A 21042-nucleotide genomic window follows, 5' to 3' on the forward strand; every position below is an offset into this window, starting at 1 on the left:
AATGCTGAAACGCTGTTCATGTTTTGGACTTTGCCGGTTTTGGTTGTTCGCCCCGATCAGGCATGATTGGGGAGATAACCGTACTAGGGGGCATGACGCCATGAAACGTTCCAGGACCACTGCGCTGCTGCTGATGAGCGCTGCGCCGCTGCTGTTCACCGCCTGCCAGAAGAACGAGGCCGTGCAGGTGCAGGAAGGGCTCTACACCTCGGTGCAGGCCTGTACCGAAGCCACCGGCGATCCGTCCAGCTGCCGCAACGCGTTTGCCGAGGCGCAGAAGCAGTCGGCCGATGCCGCCCCCAAATACGCCACGCGCGAAGCCTGCGAGGCCGAATACAACGCCGAGCAGTGCGTGGAACAGAAGACCTCCACCGGCCATTCGTTCATCGGCCCGATGATGATGGGCTTCTTCATGTCGCAGATGCTCAGCAACCGTGGCGGCGCGGGCCTGGCCCAGCAGCCGGCGGCGAGCCCGGCCTATCAGGACAAGGCCAAGGGCTGGGCACGCCCCGGTCCGTCCACCGGCGGCATGAACACCGCCAGCGGCATCGGCGCCGGCAAGGCCGGCCTGGCCCCGGTCAATGCCACCCCGAACCGGGCGGTCACCGCCAGCCGCGGTGGCTTCGGCAACACCAGCAGCAACCGCAGCAGCGTCGGCGGCTGATCGATGCAGCGCGTGCGTATCGCCGAGCGCAGCCAATGGCGCGCTCGGGCCGAAGAGTCGGGTTTCCGTTTCCACACCATCGATGGTCTGCCGTACTGGGATGAAACCGCGTACTACGCCTTCACCCTGCGCCAGATCGAACAGGACATCGAAGACCCCAGTGCCGAGCTGCATGCGATGGCGATGGACCTGGTGGACGAGGTGGTGGGCAGCCAGCAGTTGATGGACCAGCTGGCGATCCCGCCGCTGTTCCGCGACTGGATCGCTGACAGCTGGCGCCGCCGCGAGCCGCACCTGTATGGGCGGCTGGATTTCGCCTACGACGGCACCGGCCCGGCCAAGCTCTACGAGCTGAATTACGACACGCCCACCTCGCTGTTCGAAGCGTCGTTCTTCCAGTGGCAGTGGCTGGAGGACCAGCGCAACCAGAACCGGCTGCCACCGCATGCCGATCAGTTCAACGCGATCCATGAGGCGCTGGTCGAACGCTTCGGCGAACTGGCCGCGCAGCTGCCGCCGCCGCTGTATTTCAGTGCTGTCGGTGCGTCGGAGGAAGACCAGGGCACGGTCGCCTACCTGCGCGACTGTGCGGCCCAGGCCGGCCTGCGTGGCGACGCGATCGCGATCGAGGATATCGGCCTGTCCGAGGACGGGCGCTTCACCGCGCTCGACGACACCGTGATCGGCAGCCTGTTCAAGCTGTATCCGCTCGAAGACCTGATGACCGAGTCGTTCGGCCAGGCGCTGCCCGCTTCGGGCGTGCAGCTGCTGGAACCGGCATGGAAGGCGATCCTCAGCAACAAGGGCGTGCTGCCGCTGCTGTGGCAGCGTCACCGCGGCCACCCGAACCTGCTCGCCGCCGAGTTCGACGATGGCAGCGAGCTGCCGCGCGGCTGGGTCCGCAAGCCGTTGTTCTCGCGCGAGGGCGCGAACGTGGCGATGCACCTGGCCGATGGCAGCTGGCAGGAAAGCGAAGGCCCGTACACCGGCCCGGCGATCCGCCAGGCCGCGCATCCGCTCACCGCGTTCGATGGCGGTTATCCGCTGATCGGCAGCTGGATCGTGGGCGACCAGGCCTGTGGCATGGGTATCCGCGAAGACAACAGCCGGATCACCCGCGACAGCGCCCGCTTCGTACCGCACGCGATCATCGACGAAGGGCCGACGCGCATCTATCTCTGATCGTTACAACAACCCATCCCGCTTGACCGCCAGGTAGCGTTCCACCAGCGCGCCAGGCAGGGCCTCGGCGGTGACATCCAGCACCATCACCCGGTGGCTGCGCAGCGCGTCATGTGCGTCGCTGCGCTGCTGCAGGTAACGTGCGATCGCACCGGCCTGGGCAGCGTCCTGCAGGCTCTCCACCGGCTGGGCCAGCGCATCGTCCAGCGCGCGCTCGCGCAGGCTGGCCACGCAGACTAGATGCTGGCGCTGCAGCAGGCGCACGGCCGCGAGCAGATCTTCAATGTCCTCATCGCGCACGTTGGTGACCAGCATCACCAGCGAGCGACGGCGCTGACGCAGTGAAAGCTCGGTGGCTGCGGCGAGGTAATCGGTGGCGACCGGCTGCGCCTGCAGATCGTAGCTGGCGCGCAGCAGGGTATCGATGGTGCCCATGCCACGTTTCGGCGCGACCCAGCGGCTGTCGCCCCCGGCCGCGAACAGGCCCACGCCGTCGCCTTGGCGCAGCGCGAGGTAGGACACCACCAGCGCCGCATTGAGCACATGATCGAAGTGCGACAGCCCGCCTTCGCTGGCCATCATGCGCCGGCCGGTGTCGATCATCAGCACCAGCTGCTGGTTTTTCTCGTCCTGGTATTCGCGGGAGATCAGCTTGCGCGCGCGGGCGGTCGCCTTCCAGTCGACCTGGCGCAGGCTGTCGCCGACGCGGTACTCGCGCATCTGGTGGAAATCGGTGCCTTCGCCGCGGCGGCGCTTGAGGTGCGCGCCGACTAGGCGCGAGGCCTGCTCGGCACTGAACAAGGCGAAGCGCGTCAGCGGTGCGAAGTTGGGGTAGACGCGCACCGTCATCGCCGGCGGCAGCTGCCGCCGTTGATGCCACAGCCGCCACGCACTGTGCATGCGCAGGTGCACCCCCTCGAACACGAAACGGCCACGCGCGGTCGGGGTCAGTCGGTACGCCACGCTGCTGGTGACCAACGGTTTGAGCGCCAGCGATCGTGGCAGGCCGTGCAGGCTCCAGCCGCCGGGCACCAGATCGAATACCTCCACGCGCTGGTGCCGGCTCGATTCCAGCCGCAGCGTCGCCTCACGCTCGACATTCAGTGCCAGCGACTCCGGCAGCTCGCGGTGCACACTCGGCGAGGGTTGGCGACGCAGGCGCAGCAGGTCCACCAGCGCGATCAGCGCCACACCACCACCGATCGCCCACCAGACCGCGTGCGGCCATGTGCCGATCACCACCGGCACGCCGAGCAGGCCCCAGCCGGCCAGCAATGCCAGCAGCAGTGCGCCCGGCCTCATGCCGGTCGCTCGCGATGGAGGACGCGCCCACTCATTTGCGCGGTGCGTCCACCTTGGCCAGCAAAGCGGTCAGCGCATCGTCGGCACTCTGCCCTTCGATCTGCAGTTCCGGTGCGAGGGCGATACGGTGGCGCAGGGCGGGCCTGGCGATATCGCGCACGTCATCGGGGGTGACGAAATCACGACCGGACAGCACCGCCTGCGCACGCGCCGCACGCACCAGCGCGATGCTCCCGCGCGGGCCGGCACCCAGCGCGATACCCGGCCATTGCCGCGTGGCGGCGACGATCCGTACCGCGTAGTCGATCACTTCCGGGTCGACCGTGATTGCAGCGGTCGCCTGCTGCAACGCGACCACCTCGGCCGCGTTCAGCACGCGTGGCACCTGCGACAGATCGAAATCGGCGGCGCTGCGGCCGGTGGTGATCGCATCGACCATGCGCTTCTCATCGTCCAGCGTCGGGTAGTCGATCAGCACCTTCAGCAGGAAACGGTCCAGCTGCGCTTCGGGCAGCGGGTAGGTACCTTCCTGTTCGACCGGGTTCTGCGTGGCCAGGGTCAGGAACGGCGGGGTCAGCGCGAACGCCTTGCCTTCGATGGTGACCTGGCCTTCCTGCATCACTTCCAGCAGTGCCGACTGGGTCTTGGCCGGGGCGCGGTTGATTTCATCGGCGAGCAGCAGGTTGGTGAACACCGGGCCGCGACGGATCTTGAAGCTCTCGGTCTTCGGGTCATACACCGCATGGCCGCTGACATCGCTGGGCATCAGGTCCGGGGTGAACTGCACACGGCCGTAATCCAGCTCCAGCGCCTGGGCGAGCGCGCGCACCAGCAGGGTCTTGCCCAGCCCGGGCACACCTTCGATCAGCACGTGGCCGCCGGCCAGCAGCGCGATCAGGATCTGGTCCAGCACCTCGGGCTGGCCGATGAAGGCGCGGCCCACGGCCTCGCGCACGGCATCGACGCGCTCGGACAACGGCGACGGCGATGGCGACGGCGTCACGGCGGGAGGGGACAGCGGCGGCGGAAGCGTCGGCTCGGTCATAGCAGGTTTCTCATCTGGATCAGCAGGCGGATGCGGTCGCGCAGGCCGGCGACGTCGTGGGAAGCGGGTGGAGTCAAGGCGGTCTGCACGCGCTCTTGCGACCACTGCAGCAGGCTGGCGACGGCCTGCACCCGGGCCTCGCCGGTCAGTGCGGCCGCACTCGGCGAACGCCGCCGCAGACGCGCCAGGAACGCGCGGCGGACCGCGTCATACAACAGCGGTGCCTTGCCGAAGCGCAGCAGGTGTTCGCCGCTGGCGCGGATGTGTTCGAGCAGCGAGCGGCGTTCCGCGGCAGGCGAGGGCAGCTCACTGCCCAGGCGCTGCGCGCGCTGCCAGAGCCAGCCGAGCAGCGCCAGCAGCAACGGCGCCCACACCGGCCAGCCGAGGTAGAACACGCGGTTCCACAACGACGGCGGGCGCGAGGCGTAGACCAGCCACATCGTGCCCTTGCCATAGTTGGGCGCCAGCACGTAGCGGGTCAGGTCGCGGTGGGCCTTGTCGTGCAGCCCATCAACGAGGGCGTTGGCGGCGTTCGGCGGGGCGGCCGGGTTGGGCCGGCCCTTGCCCTGCATGAAGGCCATGTCGGCCAACACATCGATGTGCCCCCGGCCGTGGCGCAGGCGGGCGAAGACCAGGTCGGCCGCGGTGCCCCACTCGCGCTCGACCGCCATGCCCGCGGCTGGCTCCACCGCGAAGCGACGGCCGGTGCAGAACTCCACATGCTGCGGGTCATCGCGCACGTGGAACTGCTGGCAATAGCTCCCGTAGCCCGCGCTGTCCACGCCGAGCGCGTCCAGCAGCGGGCCATTGCGGGCGGCGTCCTTGCCCACCGGTGGCGTGCGCACGATCAGGTGCCCACCACGCTCCACCCAGGCCATCAGCGTTGCTACGGCAGGTGCGGGCACTTCCGCGCTGTCCTGCAGCAGCACCACGGTATCGCCCGGTTCCAGCGGCATCCGGGTCAGGTCCAGGCGTGGCCGCGACTGCACGGTTAGCCCGTCCGCACGCAGCGCCTGGCCGAGTACGTACAGCGGGTTGTAGCTGGCTTCGCCCTGTGGCGGCAGGTGCTCTGTGTGCGTCACCCGCTCGTGGGTGCGCAGGAACAGGATCGCCAGCGGCACGCCGATCACCAGCAGGCCCAGGACGATCAGCAGCCAGCGCAGACGGACGCTCACGCGCGCCACCCGAACTGGGCCTGCAGAATCGTGGCCAGCGCATTGAAGTCTTCATCGCTGGGCAATCGGCCGGCATACGCCGCGTACTGCCAGATCCGCACGATGCGCGCGAACAGGCTGCGGTCGGCCTCGACCGGCATCCGACGCGAGGCACGCAGGCACTGCGCTTCGGTGGCACCCGGCGGAAGCGTGATCCCGGCGCGCTCGCTCATCGATTCCACACTGGCGCGGTACAGCAGCGCCAGCGCCTGGCGGGGGCGTCCTTCCTGCCACAGGGCACGCGCACGCGACGCCGGATCGGGCGGCACGACGTCCGGTATCCGGATTGGTTCTTCGATGACCGCTGCGGCCTTCGCACGACGGCGCTGGCCGGAGCCGCGCAGCCACGGCAGCCAGCGCGGTGCGGTGGCCAGCAGCAGCAACACCAGGACCCCGACCACCGCCCACAGCGTCCATTCGGCGATCCGGGCCGGCAACAGCGGCCCCTTGCTGCCGCGTTGGCCAGTGGCCTTGGCCGCAGCCTCACGTTTTGCCTTCTCCGCTTCGGTTGCGTCGCTTTCGATGCGCGTCCACTCGGTGACCTCGCGGGTCGGGCTCTGCAGCGGGTCTTCATACGCGCGCTGCACGGCTTGTCGGAAGCCAGCCGTATCCACCGCTTCAGCGCCAAAGATGACCGGGGGCGTGTTGTCCGGATCGTTGTCGTACGTACGCGGCGGGTCATCGGCGTCATCGTCTTCGCTACCGTCGGCGTCCGCGTCCGAAGCCGCATCGGCGTCTTGCGCAGGTGACGGAGCGTCATCGGCCGGCACCGGCAACGCACCCTTGGTGTTCGACTGCGCCGGCGCCTGTTGGGCGTGCAGTGCCGCGCCTGGCCAGACCAGCACGAGGGCCAGGACCAGCAGCGGCGCAGCCCGCTGCAACCGTGCATGCAGGCGCCGGAAGGCGATCTCCACATCCCATGCTTCCATCTGCGTGCGCCGGTCCAGGTACAGGCCGAAGCCGGCACCGACATAGAACGGCCCGATCAGCGTGGCGGCCAACCAGAACAGCAGGTTCACGCCCAGCTGCATCCATGCCGGCATGTCCTGCTTGGCCAGCTCCCACGCCGCGCGCCAGGACTCGGACAGCAGGTCCACCGGAATGAACAGGAACACCGCGGCGATGCCGCCGACCACCAGCACGATCTCGAAGACCATGCACACCAGCGTCAGCAGTACGGCATGGCCCATCGCACCCCCGGCGATGGCGCGCCGACGTTGGCGACGATGCGCCGGATCCGCGCCTTCCAACAGATTGACCGGCAGCAGCACCGAACGCAGCGGGCTCAGGCGCCGCCAGCCGAGATAGCCCCAGAAGCCCTCCCAGCCCCACGTGCGCTGCGCGCGCAATGTCTGCGGGGTGGTGGACGCATCGCCGAACACCCCGCGTGAGATCACGTACAGCGCGATGCGCTCGAACAATGGCTTGAGCCACCACATCGCCAGCCAGGCCCAGCCGAAGCTGTCGGTCCACCAGGCCAGCGCGTTGAGCAGCACGAATACCGGCAGCGACACGATGACCCAGGGCGCCCAGATCGCCGCGGCATGCCGGCGCACCAGCGCCATGCCCAGCTCCATGGCTTCCCAGCCCGAGCGTGCGCGAAGGACGACGTTGAGCCGATCAATCTGCATCGGCCGCTCCGCGTCCGCCGCGCCACAACCACACGAACACGGTGGTCCACAGCACGGCCGCCACGCTGTATTTGCCCCATGCCGGAACCGCGGCGATCGAGGACCAGAACGCTTCGATGAAGGCGGCGATCAGCAACATCGCCGCGACCCCCACGCACAGCCTGGCGCCGATCACGCCGCCCTCGACCAGCGCATCGATGCGCCGCCGGCGGCCGGGCGCGAGCAGTTTCATGCCCAGCTGCAATCCAGCGCCGCCGGCGATCACGATCGCCGTCAGCTCGAAGGCACCGTGACCGGCCACGAAGCGCCAGAACGGATCGCCATGGCCGACGTGCTGCAGATGGCCGGCGACCGATCCGATGCCGACGCCGTTGAACAGCATCACCAACACGGTGCCGACGCCGGCAATCAGCCCGAAGGCGAACGTGCGCAGGCCGATGCTGATGTTGTTCATGATGTAGTAGCCGAACATCGTCCAGTTGGTGCCGCTGTCGCGGCCCAGGTTCGGCGAGGCCGGGTCGTACATTCGTTCGAATTCGGCGATCCGCGCGTTGTCCATCAGCAGATGGATCAGTTCGGGGCGCCACAGGATCAGCGCGAAGCTGCCCACCAGCGGCACCACGAACAATGCGGCGGCCACCCACATGCTGCGCGCCTGGCTGCGCACCAGCTGCGGGAAATCGGCGAACAGGAAGGCGAGTGCGCGCTGCCACTGCGGACGTGGCGTGCGATAGAGCAACGTGTGGCCCTGCTGCATCAACTGCTGCAGGCGTGCGACCAACTGCGGGCTGTAGCCGCGTCGGCGCGCCAGCGCGAGCTGTTGGCACAGGCGGCGGTAGCGCTGCGGGAAATCGCCATCGTCCAGGCCCTCGTGGGCCGGCTGCCGGCGCGCCTGCCGCGGGCGCTCACCGCGCTGGGCCAGCCAGTGTTCCAGCGCCTGCCACTCGGCCTGGTAGCGGGCGACGAACTGCTCCTGTCTCATCGCCGTCCCAGCAGCCAGTTGGCCATCGCATACAGGCGCAGCACGCCGACCTGGCCGTGGCTCCCGGTCAGCGGCGAGGCGATGTCGGCCAGTTCCTGCTGGCGCGGCACCGACAGCCGCGGCGCGCGCTCGGCGAAGGCGACCACGGCGGCCTGTTCGGCCGGCTGCAGGGGCTGCGGCGGGGCCAGCACGCTGCCGACCGGTACGGTACCTCCCAACGGCGCTGCGCCCTGGTGGATCACCACGGTTCCCGCGACCAGGTCACCGAGACGGCGGCCATGGGTATCGAACAGACTCGACAGCAGTCCCAGCGCATAGCCGAACGGCAGCATGTCCACGGTGCGCAGCAGGTTGCGGGTGATCGCGCTCATCCAGCCGATGGGGCCGCCATCGCCCGCCACCACGCGCAGGCCCATCGCGCGCTTGCCCAGCGTGCGGCCCCAGCAGGCTTCCTGGACGATGGTGTAGGCCCACATCAGCAGGAACATCAGGCCCAGGTAGAGCCCTTGGCCGAACCCGCCGAGGAACGCCAGCGGAATGCTCAGCATCATCAACGCGCCAATGCGGATCACGAAGTCGATGGCCCAGGCCAGCGCACGCGGCAACGGCCCGGCCACGGGCAGGTGCAGAGGCACGCCTTCGGGGGTGATGACCTCCCGGTAGGTATCCAGCATGGGCGCGCTCATCGGCGGCGCATCACGGTGGATCGTACGGAAGGCCACAGGGGACGCCGGATTCCTCTCCGGTCTGCCAGCGGGGGCATGCGGTTCTCGACTGCTTCCTGGTCGGCTGAGGACTTTACCGCGCACGGATCCCGATGCCCAGCGGGGTGGCCGCAATCAACCCCGGTACTGGTCCTTCAGGCGCACGTAGTGATCGGCCGAGTAATGCAGCGACTCGATCTCCTTGTCGCTGAGCGTGCGCGCCAGCCGTGCCGGGTTGCCCAGCCACAGCTCGCCTTCGCCGACCACCTTGCCCGGGCCAAGCACCGCGCCGGCGCCCAGGAAGCCGTGCGTGCTCACCTGCGCGCCATCCAGGATGCAGGCGCCCATGCCGATCAGGCAGTAATCGCCGATCGTGCAGGCATGGATGATGGTGCCGTGGCCGACCGTGACGCCCTCACCGATGATCGTCGGGTAGCCGCCCTTGTTGAACGGGCTGTGGTGGCTGACGTGGATGATGGTGCCGTCCTGGATGTTGCTGCGCGCTCCGATCCGCACGTGGTTCACATCGCCGCGGATCACCGTGCCCGGCCACACCGAGACGTCATCGCCCAGCACCACATCGCCGATGATCGTGCACGCCGGATCGATGTAGACGCGCTCGCCGAGCATCGGCAGTGTGTCGAGGAAGGGGCGGATCGGGGACATGCGCAAACTCCGGCAACGCAGGGCTGGGACGCCGCCTGCAGCGTTGTCCCGGCCCCCGATGATAGCGCGGGTGCGCCCGCCGCCTGCCGATGGTCCGTACACCACCGGTCGGCTCTACCGGCGGTCGGTGCCGTGTTACGCGGCGCGGGTACGGCGCGCGCGCTCCAGGTGCACCAGCAGCAGCGAGATCGCCGCCGGGGTCATCCCGGGGATGCGCTGGGCCTGGCCGAGGGTCTGCGGCCGCACGCGCTCGAGCTTCTGTTGCACTTCCGCCGAGAGACCGCGTACGCCGGCGTAATCGAAATCGGCCGCGATCGCGGTGTTCTCGTGGCGCTGCTGGCGTTCGATCTCGTCGCGCTGGCGGTCCAGATAGCCGGCGTACTTCACGCCGATTTCGACCTGTTCGGCGACCTTGGCATCGGCCACGGCCGGGCCCAGCGACGGCACCTGCATGAGCGTGGCGTAGTCCAGTTCCGGGCGCTTGATCAGGTCCAGCACATTGGTTTCGCGGCTGACCGCCACGCCCAGCGTGGCCTCCACTTCGCGGCCCAGCGCATTGCCTGGCGTCGCCCACAGCGCACGCAGGCGTGCGGTTTCCTGCGTCACGGCATCCTGCTTGGTCTGGAAGGCGGCCCAGCGGCGCTCGTCGACCAGGCCCAGCTCGCGGCCCAGGCCGGTCAGGCGCACATCGGCGTTGTCCTCGCGCAGCTGCAGCCGGTATTCGGCGCGGCTGGTGAACATGCGGTAGGGCTCGTTGGTGCCGTGGGTGATCAGATCGTCGACCAGGACACCCAGGTAGGCCTCATCGCGGCGCGGGCACCAGCCGGCGTCGTCACGGGTGAAGCGCGCGGCGTTGAGCCCGGCCAGCAGGCCCTGCGCGGCGGCTTCTTCATAGCCGGTGGTGCCGTTGATCTGGCCGGCGAAGAACAGGCCGCTGACGGACTTGGTCTCCAGCGTGTTCTTCAGCCCGCGCGGATCGAAGAAGTCGTATTCGATCGCGTAGCCGGGGCGGGTGATGTGCGCGTTCTCGAAACCGCGCATGCTGCGGACCAGCTCCAGCTGCACATCGAAGGGCAGCGAGGTGGAGATGCCGTTGGGATAGATCTCGACCACGTCCAGCCCTTCGGGCTCGACGAAGATCTGGTGGCTGGCCTTTTCCGCGAAGCGCACCACCTTGTCCTCGATGGAGGGGCAGTAGCGCGGGCCGATGCCTTCGATCTGGCCGCTGTACAGCGGCGAGCGGTGCAGGGCGTTGCGGATGATCTCGTGCGTGCGCTCGCTGGTATGGGTGATCCAGCAGCTGACCTGCGCCGGGTGCTCGGCCACGCTGCCCAGGAAGGACATCACCGGGCGTGGATCGTCGCCGGGCTGTTCTTCCATCACGGTGTAATCCAGCGAACGGCCGTCGATGCGTGGCGGGGTGCCGGTCTTGAGGCGGTCGATCACGAACGGGCGCTCGCGCAGGCGCGCGGCCAGCGTGGTCGCCGGCGGGTCGCCCATGCGGCCGGCGGCGTACTGGGTTTCACCGACGTGGATCTTGCCCGCCAGGAAGGTGCCGGCGGTGAGCACCACCGCGGCCGCGCTGAAGCGCAGCCCGGTCTGGGTGATCGCACCGCGCACGGCATCGCCTTCGATGATCAGGTCATCGACCGCCGCCTGGAATACGGTCAGGTTGGGCTGGGCTTCGACGATCTGGCGGATCGCCATCCGGTACAGATTGCGGTCGGCCTGGCAGCGCGTGGCGCGCACGGCCGGGCCTTTGGAGGCATTGAGCGTGCGCCACTGGATGCCGGCGCGGTCGGCGGCATGCGCCATCGCTCCGCCGAGGGCGTCGATCTCCTTGACCAGGTGGCCCTTGCCGATGCCGCCGATGGCCGGGTTGCAGCTCATCGCGCCGATGGTTTCCACGTTGTGGGTCAACAGCAGGGTGCGCGCGCCACTGCGCGCGGCCGCCAGCGCCGCTTCGGTGCCGGCGTGGCCGCCGCCGATGACGATGACGTCGTAGCGATAGAAGGAGTCAGTCATTGGCGGAGGAACTCGGGACGGGGCCGGGCGGCCCAGGGTCAGCCCTGTAGGCAGGGCGCGGGTGGCGATTTTAGCGCCATTCGTCGGGGGCGATGAAATCCACCCTCAAGTTGGCACGTTTTCTGCAGATAACCCAATAGCACCCAGGATGGCATGCGCCTTGTGCGTAACGGACCGGAATTGGAACAGGGGCCGGTCCAAGCGCATCGTGGGGAAGCAGAGGGGCCGGTAGTCGGGGGACTGCCGGCCCTGTTTTTTTGCCGGCGCGCGGCGGCTGGCTGGGCGCCAGATACAAAAGGCCCCGCCATTGGCGGGGCCTTCTGCGTTGTAGGTGCCGACATCCGACAGGGCCGGAACAGGGGGGATCCAGATGTTCCTGGCGGATATCGACATAGAGCCGAATGTGACGTCACTTGTCGCTTTTGGCACTTTGTGACCGTGACTGTCACTGCCCGACTAGAGTGAACTGCCGGGCGCGTGAAAATCAAGCCATCTCACGGCTCAACTGTGCGTTGGTTCGCATTGTTGAGATTCCGCCACGGGGAACCGTTCATCCTCGGCGCAGAGGGACGCGGGGCCTGGGCCGGGCGTGCCTGGGGCGGTGGGGATGGGCGCTGCTGTTGCTGCTGCTGCGGGCGGCGCGGGCCACCCACCGAATCCATGTTCCGCCACGGCGAGCCGCCGTTGTTCGGACGCGGGCGATCCGGCGGACGGGTGGGGTTGCCGTTGCCGTTGCCGGGGCGCGGCGGCGGCCGATGATTGTGCGGCGGGCGATAGTTCGGGTACGGGCGATACACCGGATAGCCGTAACCACCGCCATACCCGCCGTAGCCGTAATAGCCACCGCCGCCGTAATAGCCGCTGCCGTAGCCGTAGGGATAGCCGGCCGGGTAGCGATACTCGACCGAGGGTGCGCCGTGGTAGTAGCCATTGCCGCCGCCACCGCCGACATAGTCGTACGTCGCGCAGCCGGACAGGGCCAATAACAGGCCACCGGCAAGAACAAGGCGCATTTTCATGATGGGGTCCCCCCAAAGGGCTGTAGGGCCAGCTTCAGCCCAGGGCATTGAATCGGCCCTTAACTCAGCCCGATCCGAATGAATGGTTGCCATGCTGACACGTTCATCCGGACGGGTGTGGGCATGGGGCATACGTTAATCTTGCGTCATGAGCGATTCACCCTTGCCCTGTGTTGACGACGTGCTGGCGGCGGCGGCGCGCATTGCCGTGCACGCCTGCGTGACGCCGGTACTGCGCTCGCGCACGCTGGATGCGATGACCGGCGCCACTGTGTTCTTCAAGGCCGAGCATCTGCAGCGCAGCGGGGCGTTCAAGTTCCGCGGCGCCTGCAATGCCGTCTGGGCGCTGGAGGAGGCGCAGGCCCGGCGCGGGGTGGTCACCCACTCCTCCGGCAACCATGGCGCGGCGTTGGCGCTGGCTGCGCGCACCCGCGGCATCGCCTGCCACGTGGTCGTGCCCGAGGGCGCGGTGGCCGCCAAGCTGGCCAACATCGGCCGTCACGGGGCCACGCTGTGGCGCTGCGATGCCTCGATCGCCGCGCGCGAAGCGATGTGCGCCCAGGTCCAGGCCGAAACCGGGGCGACCCTGGTGCATCCGTATACCGACCCGCAGGTGATCGCCGGCCAGGGCACGGCGGCGCTGGAGCTGCTGCACGCCAGCGAGGGCCTGGACATGATGGTGGTGCCGGTGGGCGGCGGCGGCCTGGCCTCGGGCACGCGGCTGGCGCTGCAGGCGGTCGCCCCGGCAACCGGGCTGGTTCTGGCCGAACCGCTGGGCGCGGCCGATACCGCACGCTCGCTGGCGGCTGGCGAGCGCCGCATCGACTTCACCCCCGACACCGTCTGCGATGGCCTGCGCGGGACGCTCGGCGCGCCCAACTTCGCCCTGCTGCAGGGCGCGGCGCAGGTCATCACCGTCGCCGATGAGGCCACCGTCGCCGCAATGCGGCAGATCTGGCAGGTGCTCAAGCAGGTGGTGGAACCGTCCTCGGCCATCGCCCTGGCGGCGATCCTCGCCGAACCGGCGCGCTTTGCCGGCAAACGGGTCGGCGTGGTGCTGTCCGGTGGCAATGTCGATCTGGATGCCCTGCCGTGGGGTGCGGCATGAGCCGGCGCACGCGGGTGGGTGTGTTCGGGTGGCTGTGGCGGCTGTGCATCGTGCTGGCGGTGTGGCTGCTCGGGGTCACCGCGTGGATCGTCTGGATCGGCGAGCGCGACCAGGCGCAGAAAGCCGATGCGATCATCGTGCTCGGCGCGGCGGCCTATGACGCCAAGCCGTCGCCGGTGTTCGAAGAGCGCATCCGGCACGGGTTGGACCTGTACCAGCAGGGCTATGCGCCGCTGCTGATCTTCACCGGTGGCTACGGCGGCACCGGCGCGCGCTTTTCCGAATCGCAGGTGGCGCGCCGCTATGCGCTCAAGCAGGGCGTGCCCGACGATGCGATCCTGATCGAGACCGCCTCACGCACCACGCGGCAGAACCTGATCGAGGCGCGGCGCTTGATGGATCAGCGCAAGCTGCACCGCGTGATCATCGTCAGCGACCCGCTGCACATGGCCCGCGCGCTGCGCCTGTGCCGCGAGCTGGGCATCGATGCGCTGGCCTCGTCCACGCCGAGCACGCGCTTCCGCAGCTTCCACACCAGCTGGCGGTTCCTGGCGCAGGAAATCTACTTCTTCCATCGCGATCTGTTCCCGTCGTAGAGCCGACCGTTGGTCGGCCGGACCACCGAGCCACCATACGGACAGCCGACCATCGGTCGGCGGGTCGGCTCAGGGCGTTTTGCGGCGGATCGGAATCGCCGAGACCGGCACCGTGGCAACATCGTGCCCGCGCTCGCGGATCGGCGCGCCGCCTTCCGGCGCCCAGGCGTGCGCGTAGATCACTTCCCAGCTGCTGGGCAGCGTGCCGTCTTCGCGCCGCAGCGGCTCGTAGGCGGCCCGCGCGGCATCGAAGCGCCCGCGCCCGGTCAGGGTGTGGCGGCGGTCCTGGCGCGCGTTGGTGGCGCCGATCGCCTGCAGTTCGCGCATCAGTGCGGTCAGGTCGTCGTAGGTCAGGGTGAACAGGTCGCGGTCCAGCACCGGATCGCGGAAGCCGGACATCATCAGCGCATCGCCGAACTGTGCGATCGGTGCGAAACGGCTGACATGCGGCACCTCGTCGGCGGCGGCGAACGCATCGCGCAGTTCGATCAGGGTCTCCGGCCCGAACGTGGAGACCAGCAGCAGGCCCCCGGGCTTGAGCGCGCGGCGGAACCCGGCGAACACCGCCGGCAGATCCTCCACCCACTGCAGGCACAGGTTGCTGAAGATCACATCCACGCTCTGGTCCAGCACCGGCAGCGCCTGCGCATCGCCGCACACGCGCGAGAACGGCTTCCACCAGCCCGCCTGCTTCTTCGCCTCGCGCAGCATCGGCTGGGCCAGATCCAGCGCGATCACCTGGGCCTTCGGCCAGCGCTTCTTCATCACAGCGCTGGCATGGCCGGTGCCGCTGCCGACATCGAGCACCACCTGCGGCTGGCGGTTTTCCAGGTAATCCAGCGATTCGAGCAGGCGCTTTTCCACCTCGCGCTGCAGTGCCGCGGCGGCGTCGTAACTGCTGGCGGCGCGCGAGAAGGCGCGGCGGACGTGATGGGGATCGAAGCTGGACGTCATGGGGTACTCACGGCTCAAAACGGTGGTGCGGTGGACTCAGAAGGTGCCCGGGTAGGCGCCGCCATCGATCAGCAGGTTCTGCCCGGTGATGTAGCCGGCCTGTGCGCTGCACAGGAAGGCGCAGGCGGCACCGAACTCATCGGCGGTGCCGAAGCGGCCGGCGGGAATATGCGTGCGTTTGCGCTCGGCAAGCTGGCCGGCATCGATGCCCTGCTGCTGCGCCAGGTACGCGAAGTTGCCGCGCAGGCGATCGGTATCGAACTGGCCCGGCAGCAGATTGTTGAGGGTGACGTTGTGGGCGACGGTCTTGCGTGCCAGCCCGGCCACGAACCCGGTCAGGCCGGAGCGCGCGCCGTTGGATAGCCCGAGGATGTCGATGGGGGCCTTCACCGAGGAGGAGGTGATGTTGACCACGCGGCCGAAACCACGCTCGATCATGCCATCCACCGTGGTGCGGATCAGCTCGATCGGGGCCAGCATGTTGGCATCCAGTGCGGCAATCCAGTCCCCGCGGGTGAACTGGCGGAAATCGCCCGCCGGCGGGCCCCCCGCGTTGTTGACCAGGATGTCGACCTGCGGGCAGGCGGCCAGCGCGGCGGTACGGCCTTCCGGCGTGGTGATGTCGGCAACCACGCCGATCACCCTGCGTGCGCCCGGCAGGCCCTGCAGTTCGAGCACGGCGCGTTCCAGGGCCGCTTCACCGCGCGCGGCGATGACCACGTTGACGCCCTCGCGGGCGAGTGCGCGTGCACAGCCCAGCCCGAGGCCTTTGCTGGCGGCGCAGACCAGGGCCCAACGGCCGGCGATTCCAAGATCCATGGGGTCAGTCCTGTGGAGAAAGGCAGGCGTACATGATCGGCGATGCGCGGCCGGAACAGGTCAAGGCAGCGCGGCAACAAAGTGTTGCAGCTGCGCGGCCACCTCGTCGGTATGGCCGAGGAAAGGGGCATGCCCGCCCTGGGCGATCACATGCGCCTGCGCGCCCGGCGCCAGCGCGGCGGCAGCCTGCATGGCGCGCGCCGAGACCAGCCGGTCGCGCTGGCCGGCCAGCCACAGGCTAGGCTTGCCCAGCTGGGCCAGGGCGCCGCGCAGATCGGTGTTCTCCAGCAGGCGCAGGCCTTCCTGCAATGCGCGTGGGGTGGGCTCACCGCGCGCGACGAGCATCCCGCGCAGCGTGCGCAGTTCCTGCCGGGCGTGTTCGGAGCCCATCGCATCCAGCGCGAGGAAGCGCTCCAGCGTGCCGCGATAATCCTGCGCGAGGTCCTGACCGAACTGTTCGAACACCGCCGGCTCCACCGCATGCGGCCAGTCGTCGCCGCGCACGAAACGCGGCGTGGCGGCGATCATCGCCAGCGCACGCACCTGGGGCAGGGTCGCGGCAGCATGCAGCGCGAACAGACCCCCTAGCGACCAGCCGCACCAGACCGCCGGCGGCGTGGCGGCGGCGATGGCATTGACCACGTACGGCAGGCGCAGCGGCGTGGTGTCAGCGCGGCTGGCGCCGTGGCCGGGCAGATCCACCAGGTGCAGCTGGAAGTGCGCCGACAGGCGGTCCACCAACGGTGCGAACACGCCGCCGTGCAGGGCCCAGCCGTGGATGAGGACCAGCGCGGGGCCCTGGCCGATGACATCGATCTGCATGCTCAACCCAGCGCTGTCACGCGGTCACGGCAGTCAGCGATGGCGGCTGCACCACAGTGTCGCGGGCGTGCGCGATCGCATCGACCAGTGCGCGCACCTCGGCAGGTGTGTGCAGGGCGGACAGGGTCACCCGCAGGCGCGCCTTGCCCTCCGGTACGGTGGGCGGACGGATCGCGCTGACCAGGAAACCGGCGGCTTCCAGCGCGGCCGACATGCCCATCACCGTCGATTCGGCGCCGCACAGCAGAGGTTGGATCGGGGTATCCGATGGCATCAGTTCCAGGCCGTGCTGGCGGGCGCCGGTGCGGAAGATGCCAATCAGTTCGGTGAGCTTTTCGCGGCGCCAGTCATCGCGGCGGGCCAGCTTCACCGCGGCCAGGGCGGCGGCCGCCTGCGCCGGCGGCACGGCGGTGGTGTAGATGTAGGGGCGCGCGGTTTCGGCCAGGTGCTGGATCATCGCCTCGTCGCCGAGCACGACCGCGCCGCTGCCGCCGAGCGCCTTGCCGAGCGTGGCCAGCTGCAGCGGCACATCGTTCACGCCCAGGCCCGCATCGGCCACGCAGCCGCGGCCGTGTTCGCCGACCACGCCGATGCCGTGCGCGTCATCGACGTACAGCAGCGCTTCCTGCATGCGCGCCACCAACGACAGGGAACGCAGCGGGGCAATGTCGCCGTCCATGCTGAAAACGCCGTCGGTGGCCAGCATCGCCGCGCCGTTGGGCGCGTGCTTGAGCTGACGCAGCGCGCCTTCGGTATCCAGATGCGGGTAGCGGCGCAGGCGGCAACCGGCCAGGCGCGATGCATCGAGCAGGCTGGCGTGGTTGAGGCGGTCCTGTACGCACACATCGTCTTCTTCGCTGAGCAGGGCCTGCTGCACCGCGAGGTTCGCCGCGAAGCCACTGCCGAACAGCAGCGCCCGCGGATAGCCGAGCCAATCGGCCATTTCCTGTTCAAGCGCTTCATGCAGCACGTGGTGGCCGCAGATCAGGTGCGATCCGGTGGCGCCGGTGCCTTCGCGCGCGGCCGCATCCTGCAGTGCGCTGACCACGCCGAACTGCTGCGACAGACCCAGATAGTCATTGCTGCAGAAACCGGTGAGCCACTGGCCATCGACGTCCAGCCGCACGCCATCGCGCCGGCTCACCACGCGGCGCACGCGAAGGCGCCCCTGCGCGTCGCGGAGCTTGCGCAGGGCCTGGATGCGGTCGTGCAGGTCAGGACGGGCCATGGTTGTCAGGGGGTCCGGGTGGGCCGTTAGCGTACCCGGTTGCCGGGCCCGCTGCTCGGGGCTCAGGCCGCCCGCCCGCAGCCGCCGCCGGCGGTGATGTCGGCGTGCACCGTGCCCGGGTGGTCGTGCCCGTCGGCATCCACCGTGACCGGCATCGGGCGCAGGCCCAGCCTCGCGAACAGGGCCAGGTCGCGCCCGGTGTCCGGGTTGCCGGTGGTCAGCAGCTTTTCGCCGTGGAAGATGGAGTTGGCCCCGGCCAGGAAGCACAGCGCCTGCAGCTCGTCGCTCATCGCCTCCCGTCCGGCCGAGAGCCGCACCATTGCACGTGGCATCACGATGCGGGCCACCGCGATCATCCGCACGAACTCGAAGGGGTCCAGCTCGGCGGTGCCATGCAGCGGCGTGCCGGCGACCTGTACCAGGCGGTTGATCGGCACCGAATCCGGGTGGGCGGGCAGGGTGGCCAGCGCCAGCAGCAGGCCGGCGCGGTGCTCGCGGGTCTCGCCCATGCCGACGATGCCACCACAGCAGGTCTTCAGGCCGGCATCGCGCACGTGCGCCAGCGTATCCAGGCGGTCCTGGTACTGGCGCGTGTGGATGATCGAATCGTAGTAGTCCGGCGCGGTGTCCAGATTGTGGTTGTAGTAGTCCAGCCCGGCCTCGCGCAGGGCGGTGGCCTGCGCGCCGCTGAGCATGCCCAAGGTGGCGCAGGTCTCCAGGCCGAGTGCCTTCACCTCGCGGATCATCGCCGCCACCTTGGGGATATCGCGGTCCTTGGGCGAGCGCCAGGCCGCACCCATGCAGAACCGGGAGGCGCCGGCGGCCTTGGCCTGGCGGGCCTTGGCGACGACATCGTCGGTGGCCATCAGCTTCTGTGCGTCCACCCCGGTGCTGTAGCGCTGCGCCTGCGGGCAGTACGCGCAGTCTTCCGGGCAGCCGCCGGTCTTGACCGAGAGCAGGGTCGAAATCTGGACTTCCGCCGGATCGAACTGCTCGCGGTGCACGCTGGCCGCGCGGTGCAGCAGCGCCGGGAAGGGCAGCGCGAACAGCGCCAGCAGTTCCTCGCGGTGCCAGTCGTGTCGGATGACAGAAGCCATGGGAGTGTCCTGACAGATAGTGGAACGAAAGGGCGGCAGTCTGGTGAGGCCGCCCTCATCTGTCAACCATATGGACTTATCAAAAGTTTACGGAGCCCTGGGCTGGCTCGGCTGGCAGATCCTCCCGCTGCGCTGCCTGGTCTGCGAGTGCCCGGGCGAGGACGGGATGGATCTGTGCCGCGCTTGCCATCAGGCGCTACCGTGGAACGACCGCGCCTGCCGTCGCTGCGCCCTGCCGTTGGCGGCGACCGATCCCGGTGACGCAGCGGGGGACCACTGCGAGCGCTGCGTGGACGAGTATCCCCGCCAGGCGGCGGCCAGTGCCGCGTTCCTGTATGCGCCGCCGATCGACCGGTTGCTGATCCGGTTCAAATTCCACCAGGACCTGGCCGCCGGCCGGCTGCTGTCACAACTGATGCTGCAGCGCGTGCCGCCGTTTCTGGCCGGGCCGCTGCAGCCGATGCCGCTGCACCGCCGCCGGTTGCGCCAGCGCGGTTACAACCAGGCGCTGGAACTGAGCAAGCCGCTGGCGCGCGGGCTGTGCTGCCCGCTCTGGAACGGGCTGCAACGGACCCGCGAGACCGCGGCGCAATCGAACCTGGATGCGGATGCCCGGCGCTGCAACCTGCGCGATGCGTTCGCGGTACGCGGCCACCCGCCCGCCGGGCTGACCATCGTCGACGATGTAATGACCACCGGGGCAACCACCGATGCCGCGCTGCGCGCGCTGCAGTACGCCGGTGCCGGCCCGATGCAGGTCTGGGTCTGTGCGCGCGTGCCGTGAGCGCCGTTGCCGCGCCTTGCACGCTGCGAGGACGTACCATCGGGGTGTCATCACCCTCGCAAGGACGTCCCATGAACCTGCCGCCGGATCCGCGCACCTCGCCGCTTCTCACTGCCATCGGCCGCAGCTGGTGGGTGCTGATGCTGTACGGCGTGGTCGCCGTTGTCTTCGGTCTGGTCGCGATCGCACGGCCGCTCTCGGCCGCCACCGCACTGGCCTGGGCGATCGGCGTGATGGCGCTGGTGGAAGGCCTGATCAGCCTGTTCGCGCTGTTCGGCCGCAGTGGCGTGCCGCGCGGGTGGCTGCTGGTCTACGCGCTGGCCTCGGTGGTATTCGGTGTGCTGGCCGTGCTCAACCCGCTGGCCACGGCCAGTGTGCTGATCCTGTTGCTGGCCGCCTGGCTGATCGTCGCCGGTATCTACCGCATCGTGTTCGCGATCCGGGTGCGCAAGGAAATCCAGGGCGAGTGGCTGCTGATCCTCAGCGGCGTGCTGGCGATCGTGCTCGGCGCGATGATGGTGGCCAACCCGATTGCAGGCATTGCCGTCACCACGCTGTGGATCGGCATCGGCAGCCTGCTCTACGGCGTGCTGCAGATCGTGGTCGCCTGGCGCATCCGCCGCCTGCGCTGAGCACGCGCAGCGGCGATACTCGTGTCCTTCCTGATGGAGAGATACGCATGCGCAGCACCCTGTTGATCGTCACGATGGCGCTGGCGTCCGGCCTCAGCGCCTGCACCCAGGCGCCGCCTGCACCCGCCGCGCCCGAGACGACGGCGGGCGTCGCACCGTTGACGAACGCACGCATCCAGATGCGGGAGGTGGCCGAGGATGCCCAACGCCCCGGCGTAACCACGCTCAAGGACCGCGACGGCAACGCGCTGCCCTTGATCGAGCCGGCCTTCATCACCACGGCCGACATCGCCACGGTGGCCGTGGGCAGCGACGGTCATACCGGCCACGGGACCCTGATCCTGCGCTTCACGGATGACGCGGCACCCCGCATCCTTGCGGCGACCGAAGCGCGCGTCGCCAAGCGTGTGGCGTTTACTGTCGGCGATCAGGTCCTCAATGTCGCCGTCATTGCCGGCCCCTTCGCCCAGACCATGCAGGTGAGCGGGCTGGACAGCACGGAAGAAGCGCACCGGCTGTATACGGAGATCACGGGCAAGGCTCCCTGAGCCCCAAGTCGGGCTGCGGA

At 69.0% G+C, this 21042-nt stretch carries 21 protein-coding genes; 7 read left to right on the plus strand and 14 right to left on the minus strand.

Annotated features, from left to right (window positions below; all coding sequences use genetic code 11):
- Positions 1–100 precede the first annotated feature (100 nt).
- Together AC06E9_RS13370 and AC06E9_RS13375 are read left to right on the plus strand one after the other, a co-directional pair.
- Positions 101–664 carry a DUF1190 domain-containing protein gene (locus AC06E9_RS13370; protein ID WP_121040776.1) on the plus strand — a complete coding sequence of 188 codons (564 nt, stop codon included), beginning with the start codon at positions 101–103 and terminating at the stop codon, positions 662–664.
- A 3-nt stretch (positions 665–667) separates the two neighbouring features.
- Entirely contained in the window at positions 668–1846 is a 1179-nt protein-coding gene (locus AC06E9_RS13375; RefSeq protein ID WP_478056216.1) for a glutathionylspermidine synthase family protein, read from the plus strand.
- 3 nt (positions 1847–1849) lie between these two features.
- Here the strand turns inward: AC06E9_RS13375 and AC06E9_RS13380 are convergent, their stop codons facing one another.
- The 9 genes from AC06E9_RS13380 to AC06E9_RS13420 form a co-directional block, all read right to left on the minus strand.
- Positions 1850–3148, minus strand: a complete 1299-nt coding sequence (locus AC06E9_RS13380) for a DUF58 domain-containing protein (RefSeq protein ID WP_478056217.1) — start codon at positions 3146–3148, stop codon at positions 1850–1852.
- 31 nt (positions 3149–3179) lie between these two features.
- Positions 3180–4193, minus strand: a complete 1014-nt coding sequence (locus AC06E9_RS13385; RefSeq protein ID WP_121040770.1) for an AAA family ATPase — start codon at positions 4191–4193, stop codon at positions 3180–3182.
- Positions 4190–5368: a DUF4350 domain-containing protein gene (locus tag AC06E9_RS13390; protein WP_282257924.1), complete on the minus strand. Its 1179-nt coding sequence runs from the start codon at positions 5366–5368 to the stop codon at positions 4190–4192. Before AC06E9_RS13390 ends, AC06E9_RS13385 begins: the two co-directional genes overlap by 4 nt.
- Complete coding sequence (locus tag AC06E9_RS13395) at positions 5365–7038, minus strand: DUF4129 domain-containing protein (RefSeq protein WP_478056218.1); 1674 nt, start codon at positions 7036–7038, stop codon at positions 5365–5367. The genes AC06E9_RS13390 and AC06E9_RS13395 overlap by 4 nt, the downstream gene beginning before the upstream one ends.
- Positions 7028–8020, minus strand: a complete 993-nt coding sequence (locus tag AC06E9_RS13400; protein WP_121040766.1) for a stage II sporulation protein M — start codon at positions 8018–8020, stop codon at positions 7028–7030. The genes AC06E9_RS13395 and AC06E9_RS13400 overlap by 11 nt, the downstream gene beginning before the upstream one ends.
- The gene (locus AC06E9_RS13405; protein WP_121041324.1) at positions 8017–8706 is read right to left on the minus strand and encodes an RDD family protein; all 690 of its coding nucleotides are present in this window, start codon (positions 8704–8706) and stop codon (positions 8017–8019) included. The genes AC06E9_RS13400 and AC06E9_RS13405 overlap by 4 nt, the downstream gene beginning before the upstream one ends.
- A 153-nt stretch (positions 8707–8859) precedes the next feature.
- The gene (locus AC06E9_RS13410) at positions 8860–9390 is read right to left on the minus strand and encodes a gamma carbonic anhydrase family protein (RefSeq protein ID WP_121040764.1); all 531 of its coding nucleotides are present in this window, start codon (positions 9388–9390) and stop codon (positions 8860–8862) included.
- A gap of 135 nt (positions 9391–9525) precedes the next feature.
- Complete coding sequence (gene mnmG, locus AC06E9_RS13415; protein ID WP_121040762.1) at positions 9526–11415, minus strand: tRNA uridine-5-carboxymethylaminomethyl(34) synthesis enzyme MnmG; 1890 nt, start codon at positions 11413–11415, stop codon at positions 9526–9528.
- Positions 11416–11909: 494 nt separating this feature from the next.
- Positions 11910–12434 (minus strand): hypothetical protein, encoded by a 525-nt coding sequence (locus tag AC06E9_RS13420; protein ID WP_121040757.1) that lies wholly within the window; start codon positions 12432–12434, stop codon positions 11910–11912.
- Between the two features lie 148 nt (positions 12435–12582).
- Between AC06E9_RS13420 and AC06E9_RS13425 the strand changes: the two genes are divergently transcribed.
- Together AC06E9_RS13425 and AC06E9_RS13430 are read left to right on the plus strand one after the other, a co-directional pair.
- Entirely contained in the window at positions 12583–13542 is a 960-nt protein-coding gene (locus AC06E9_RS13425; protein WP_121040755.1) for a pyridoxal-phosphate dependent enzyme, read from the plus strand.
- Complete coding sequence (locus AC06E9_RS13430; protein ID WP_183073725.1) at positions 13527–14138, plus strand: YdcF family protein; 612 nt, start codon at positions 13527–13529, stop codon at positions 14136–14138. Before AC06E9_RS13425 ends, AC06E9_RS13430 begins: the two co-directional genes overlap by 16 nt.
- 69 nt (positions 14139–14207) lie before the next feature.
- On the opposite strand, the gene bioC is transcribed toward AC06E9_RS13430, so the two are convergent.
- From bioC to bioB, 5 genes are all read right to left on the minus strand, one after another.
- Positions 14208–15092: a malonyl-ACP O-methyltransferase BioC gene (bioC, locus tag AC06E9_RS13435; protein ID WP_121040751.1), complete on the minus strand. Its 885-nt coding sequence runs from the start codon at positions 15090–15092 to the stop codon at positions 14208–14210.
- A gap of 36 nt (positions 15093–15128) precedes the next feature.
- The gene (locus tag AC06E9_RS13440; protein ID WP_121040749.1) at positions 15129–15911 is read right to left on the minus strand and encodes an SDR family oxidoreductase; all 783 of its coding nucleotides are present in this window, start codon (positions 15909–15911) and stop codon (positions 15129–15131) included.
- 60 nt (positions 15912–15971) lie between these two features.
- Entirely contained in the window at positions 15972–16733 is a 762-nt protein-coding gene (gene bioH, locus AC06E9_RS13445; protein WP_282257907.1) for a pimeloyl-ACP methyl ester esterase BioH, read from the minus strand.
- A 16-nt stretch (positions 16734–16749) separates the two neighbouring features.
- Entirely contained in the window at positions 16750–17961 is a 1212-nt protein-coding gene (gene bioF, locus AC06E9_RS13450) for an 8-amino-7-oxononanoate synthase (RefSeq protein WP_478049965.1), read from the minus strand.
- Positions 17962–18023: 62 nt separating this feature from the next.
- A complete protein-coding gene (gene bioB / locus AC06E9_RS13455) occupies positions 18024–19058 on the minus strand; it encodes a biotin synthase BioB (RefSeq protein WP_121040743.1) in 1035 nt (344 codons plus the stop codon).
- A 70-nt stretch (positions 19059–19128) separates the two neighbouring features.
- Here bioB and AC06E9_RS13460 point away from each other — a divergent pair, with 70 nt between their 5' ends.
- From AC06E9_RS13460 to AC06E9_RS13470, 3 genes are all read left to right on the plus strand, one after another.
- Complete coding sequence (locus tag AC06E9_RS13460) at positions 19129–19842, plus strand: double zinc ribbon domain-containing protein (RefSeq protein WP_478056219.1); 714 nt, start codon at positions 19129–19131, stop codon at positions 19840–19842.
- A gap of 71 nt (positions 19843–19913) precedes the next feature.
- Entirely contained in the window at positions 19914–20474 is a 561-nt protein-coding gene (locus AC06E9_RS13465) for an HdeD family acid-resistance protein (protein WP_121040739.1), read from the plus strand.
- Positions 20475–20521: 47 nt separating this feature from the next.
- A complete protein-coding gene (locus tag AC06E9_RS13470; RefSeq protein ID WP_121040737.1) occupies positions 20522–21022 on the plus strand; it encodes a SecDF P1 head subdomain-containing protein in 501 nt (166 codons plus the stop codon).
- Positions 21023–21042 lie beyond the last annotated feature (20 nt).

It is taken from the genome of Stenotrophomonas sp. Steno-Z10-BAI, assembly GCF_056393115.1.

What these genes read in the sequence shown, in the direction of transcription:
- AC06E9_RS13370 (WP_121040776.1), top strand. Translation starts at nt 101, where the DNA reads ATGAAACGTTCCAGGACCACTGCGCTGCTGCTGATGAGCGCTGCGCCG.
- AC06E9_RS13375 (WP_478056216.1), top strand. Translation starts at nt 668, where the DNA reads ATGCAGCGCGTGCGTATCGCCGAGCGCAGCCAATGGCGCGCTCGGGCC.
- AC06E9_RS13380 (WP_478056217.1), bottom strand. Translation starts at nt 3,148, where the DNA reads ATGAGGCCGGGCGCACTGCTGCTGGCATTGCTGGCCGGCTGGGGCCTG.
- AC06E9_RS13385 (WP_121040770.1), bottom strand. Translation starts at nt 4,193, where the DNA reads ATGACCGAGCCGACGCTTCCGCCGCCGCTGTCCCCTCCCGCCGTGACG.
- AC06E9_RS13395 (WP_478056218.1), bottom strand. Translation starts at nt 7,038, where the DNA reads ATGCAGATTGATCGGCTCAACGTCGTCCTTCGCGCACGCTCGGGCTGG.
- AC06E9_RS13400 (WP_121040766.1), bottom strand. Translation starts at nt 8,020, where the DNA reads ATGAGACAGGAGCAGTTCGTCGCCCGCTACCAGGCCGAGTGGCAGGCG.
- AC06E9_RS13405 (WP_121041324.1), bottom strand. Translation starts at nt 8,706, where the DNA reads ATGAGCGCGCCCATGCTGGATACCTACCGGGAGGTCATCACCCCCGAA.
- AC06E9_RS13410 (WP_121040764.1), bottom strand. Translation starts at nt 9,390, where the DNA reads ATGTCCCCGATCCGCCCCTTCCTCGACACACTGCCGATGCTCGGCGAG.
- mnmG (WP_121040762.1), bottom strand. Translation starts at nt 11,415, where the DNA reads ATGACTGACTCCTTCTATCGCTACGACGTCATCGTCATCGGCGGCGGC.
- AC06E9_RS13420 (WP_121040757.1), bottom strand. Translation starts at nt 12,434, where the DNA reads ATGAAAATGCGCCTTGTTCTTGCCGGTGGCCTGTTATTGGCCCTGTCC.
- AC06E9_RS13425 (WP_121040755.1), top strand. Translation starts at nt 12,583, where the DNA reads ATGAGCGATTCACCCTTGCCCTGTGTTGACGACGTGCTGGCGGCGGCG.
- bioC (WP_121040751.1), bottom strand. Translation starts at nt 15,092, where the DNA reads ATGACGTCCAGCTTCGATCCCCATCACGTCCGCCGCGCCTTCTCGCGC.
- AC06E9_RS13440 (WP_121040749.1), bottom strand. Translation starts at nt 15,911, where the DNA reads ATGGATCTTGGAATCGCCGGCCGTTGGGCCCTGGTCTGCGCCGCCAGC.
- bioH (WP_282257907.1), bottom strand. Translation starts at nt 16,733, where the DNA reads ATGCAGATCGATGTCATCGGCCAGGGCCCCGCGCTGGTCCTCATCCAC.
- bioF (WP_478049965.1), bottom strand. Translation starts at nt 17,961, where the DNA reads ATGGCCCGTCCTGACCTGCACGACCGCATCCAGGCCCTGCGCAAGCTC.
- bioB (WP_121040743.1), bottom strand. Translation starts at nt 19,058, where the DNA reads ATGGCTTCTGTCATCCGACACGACTGGCACCGCGAGGAACTGCTGGCG.
- AC06E9_RS13460 (WP_478056219.1), top strand. Translation starts at nt 19,129, where the DNA reads ATGGACTTATCAAAAGTTTACGGAGCCCTGGGCTGGCTCGGCTGGCAG.
- AC06E9_RS13465 (WP_121040739.1), top strand. Translation starts at nt 19,914, where the DNA reads ATGAACCTGCCGCCGGATCCGCGCACCTCGCCGCTTCTCACTGCCATC.
- AC06E9_RS13470 (WP_121040737.1), top strand. Translation starts at nt 20,522, where the DNA reads ATGCGCAGCACCCTGTTGATCGTCACGATGGCGCTGGCGTCCGGCCTC.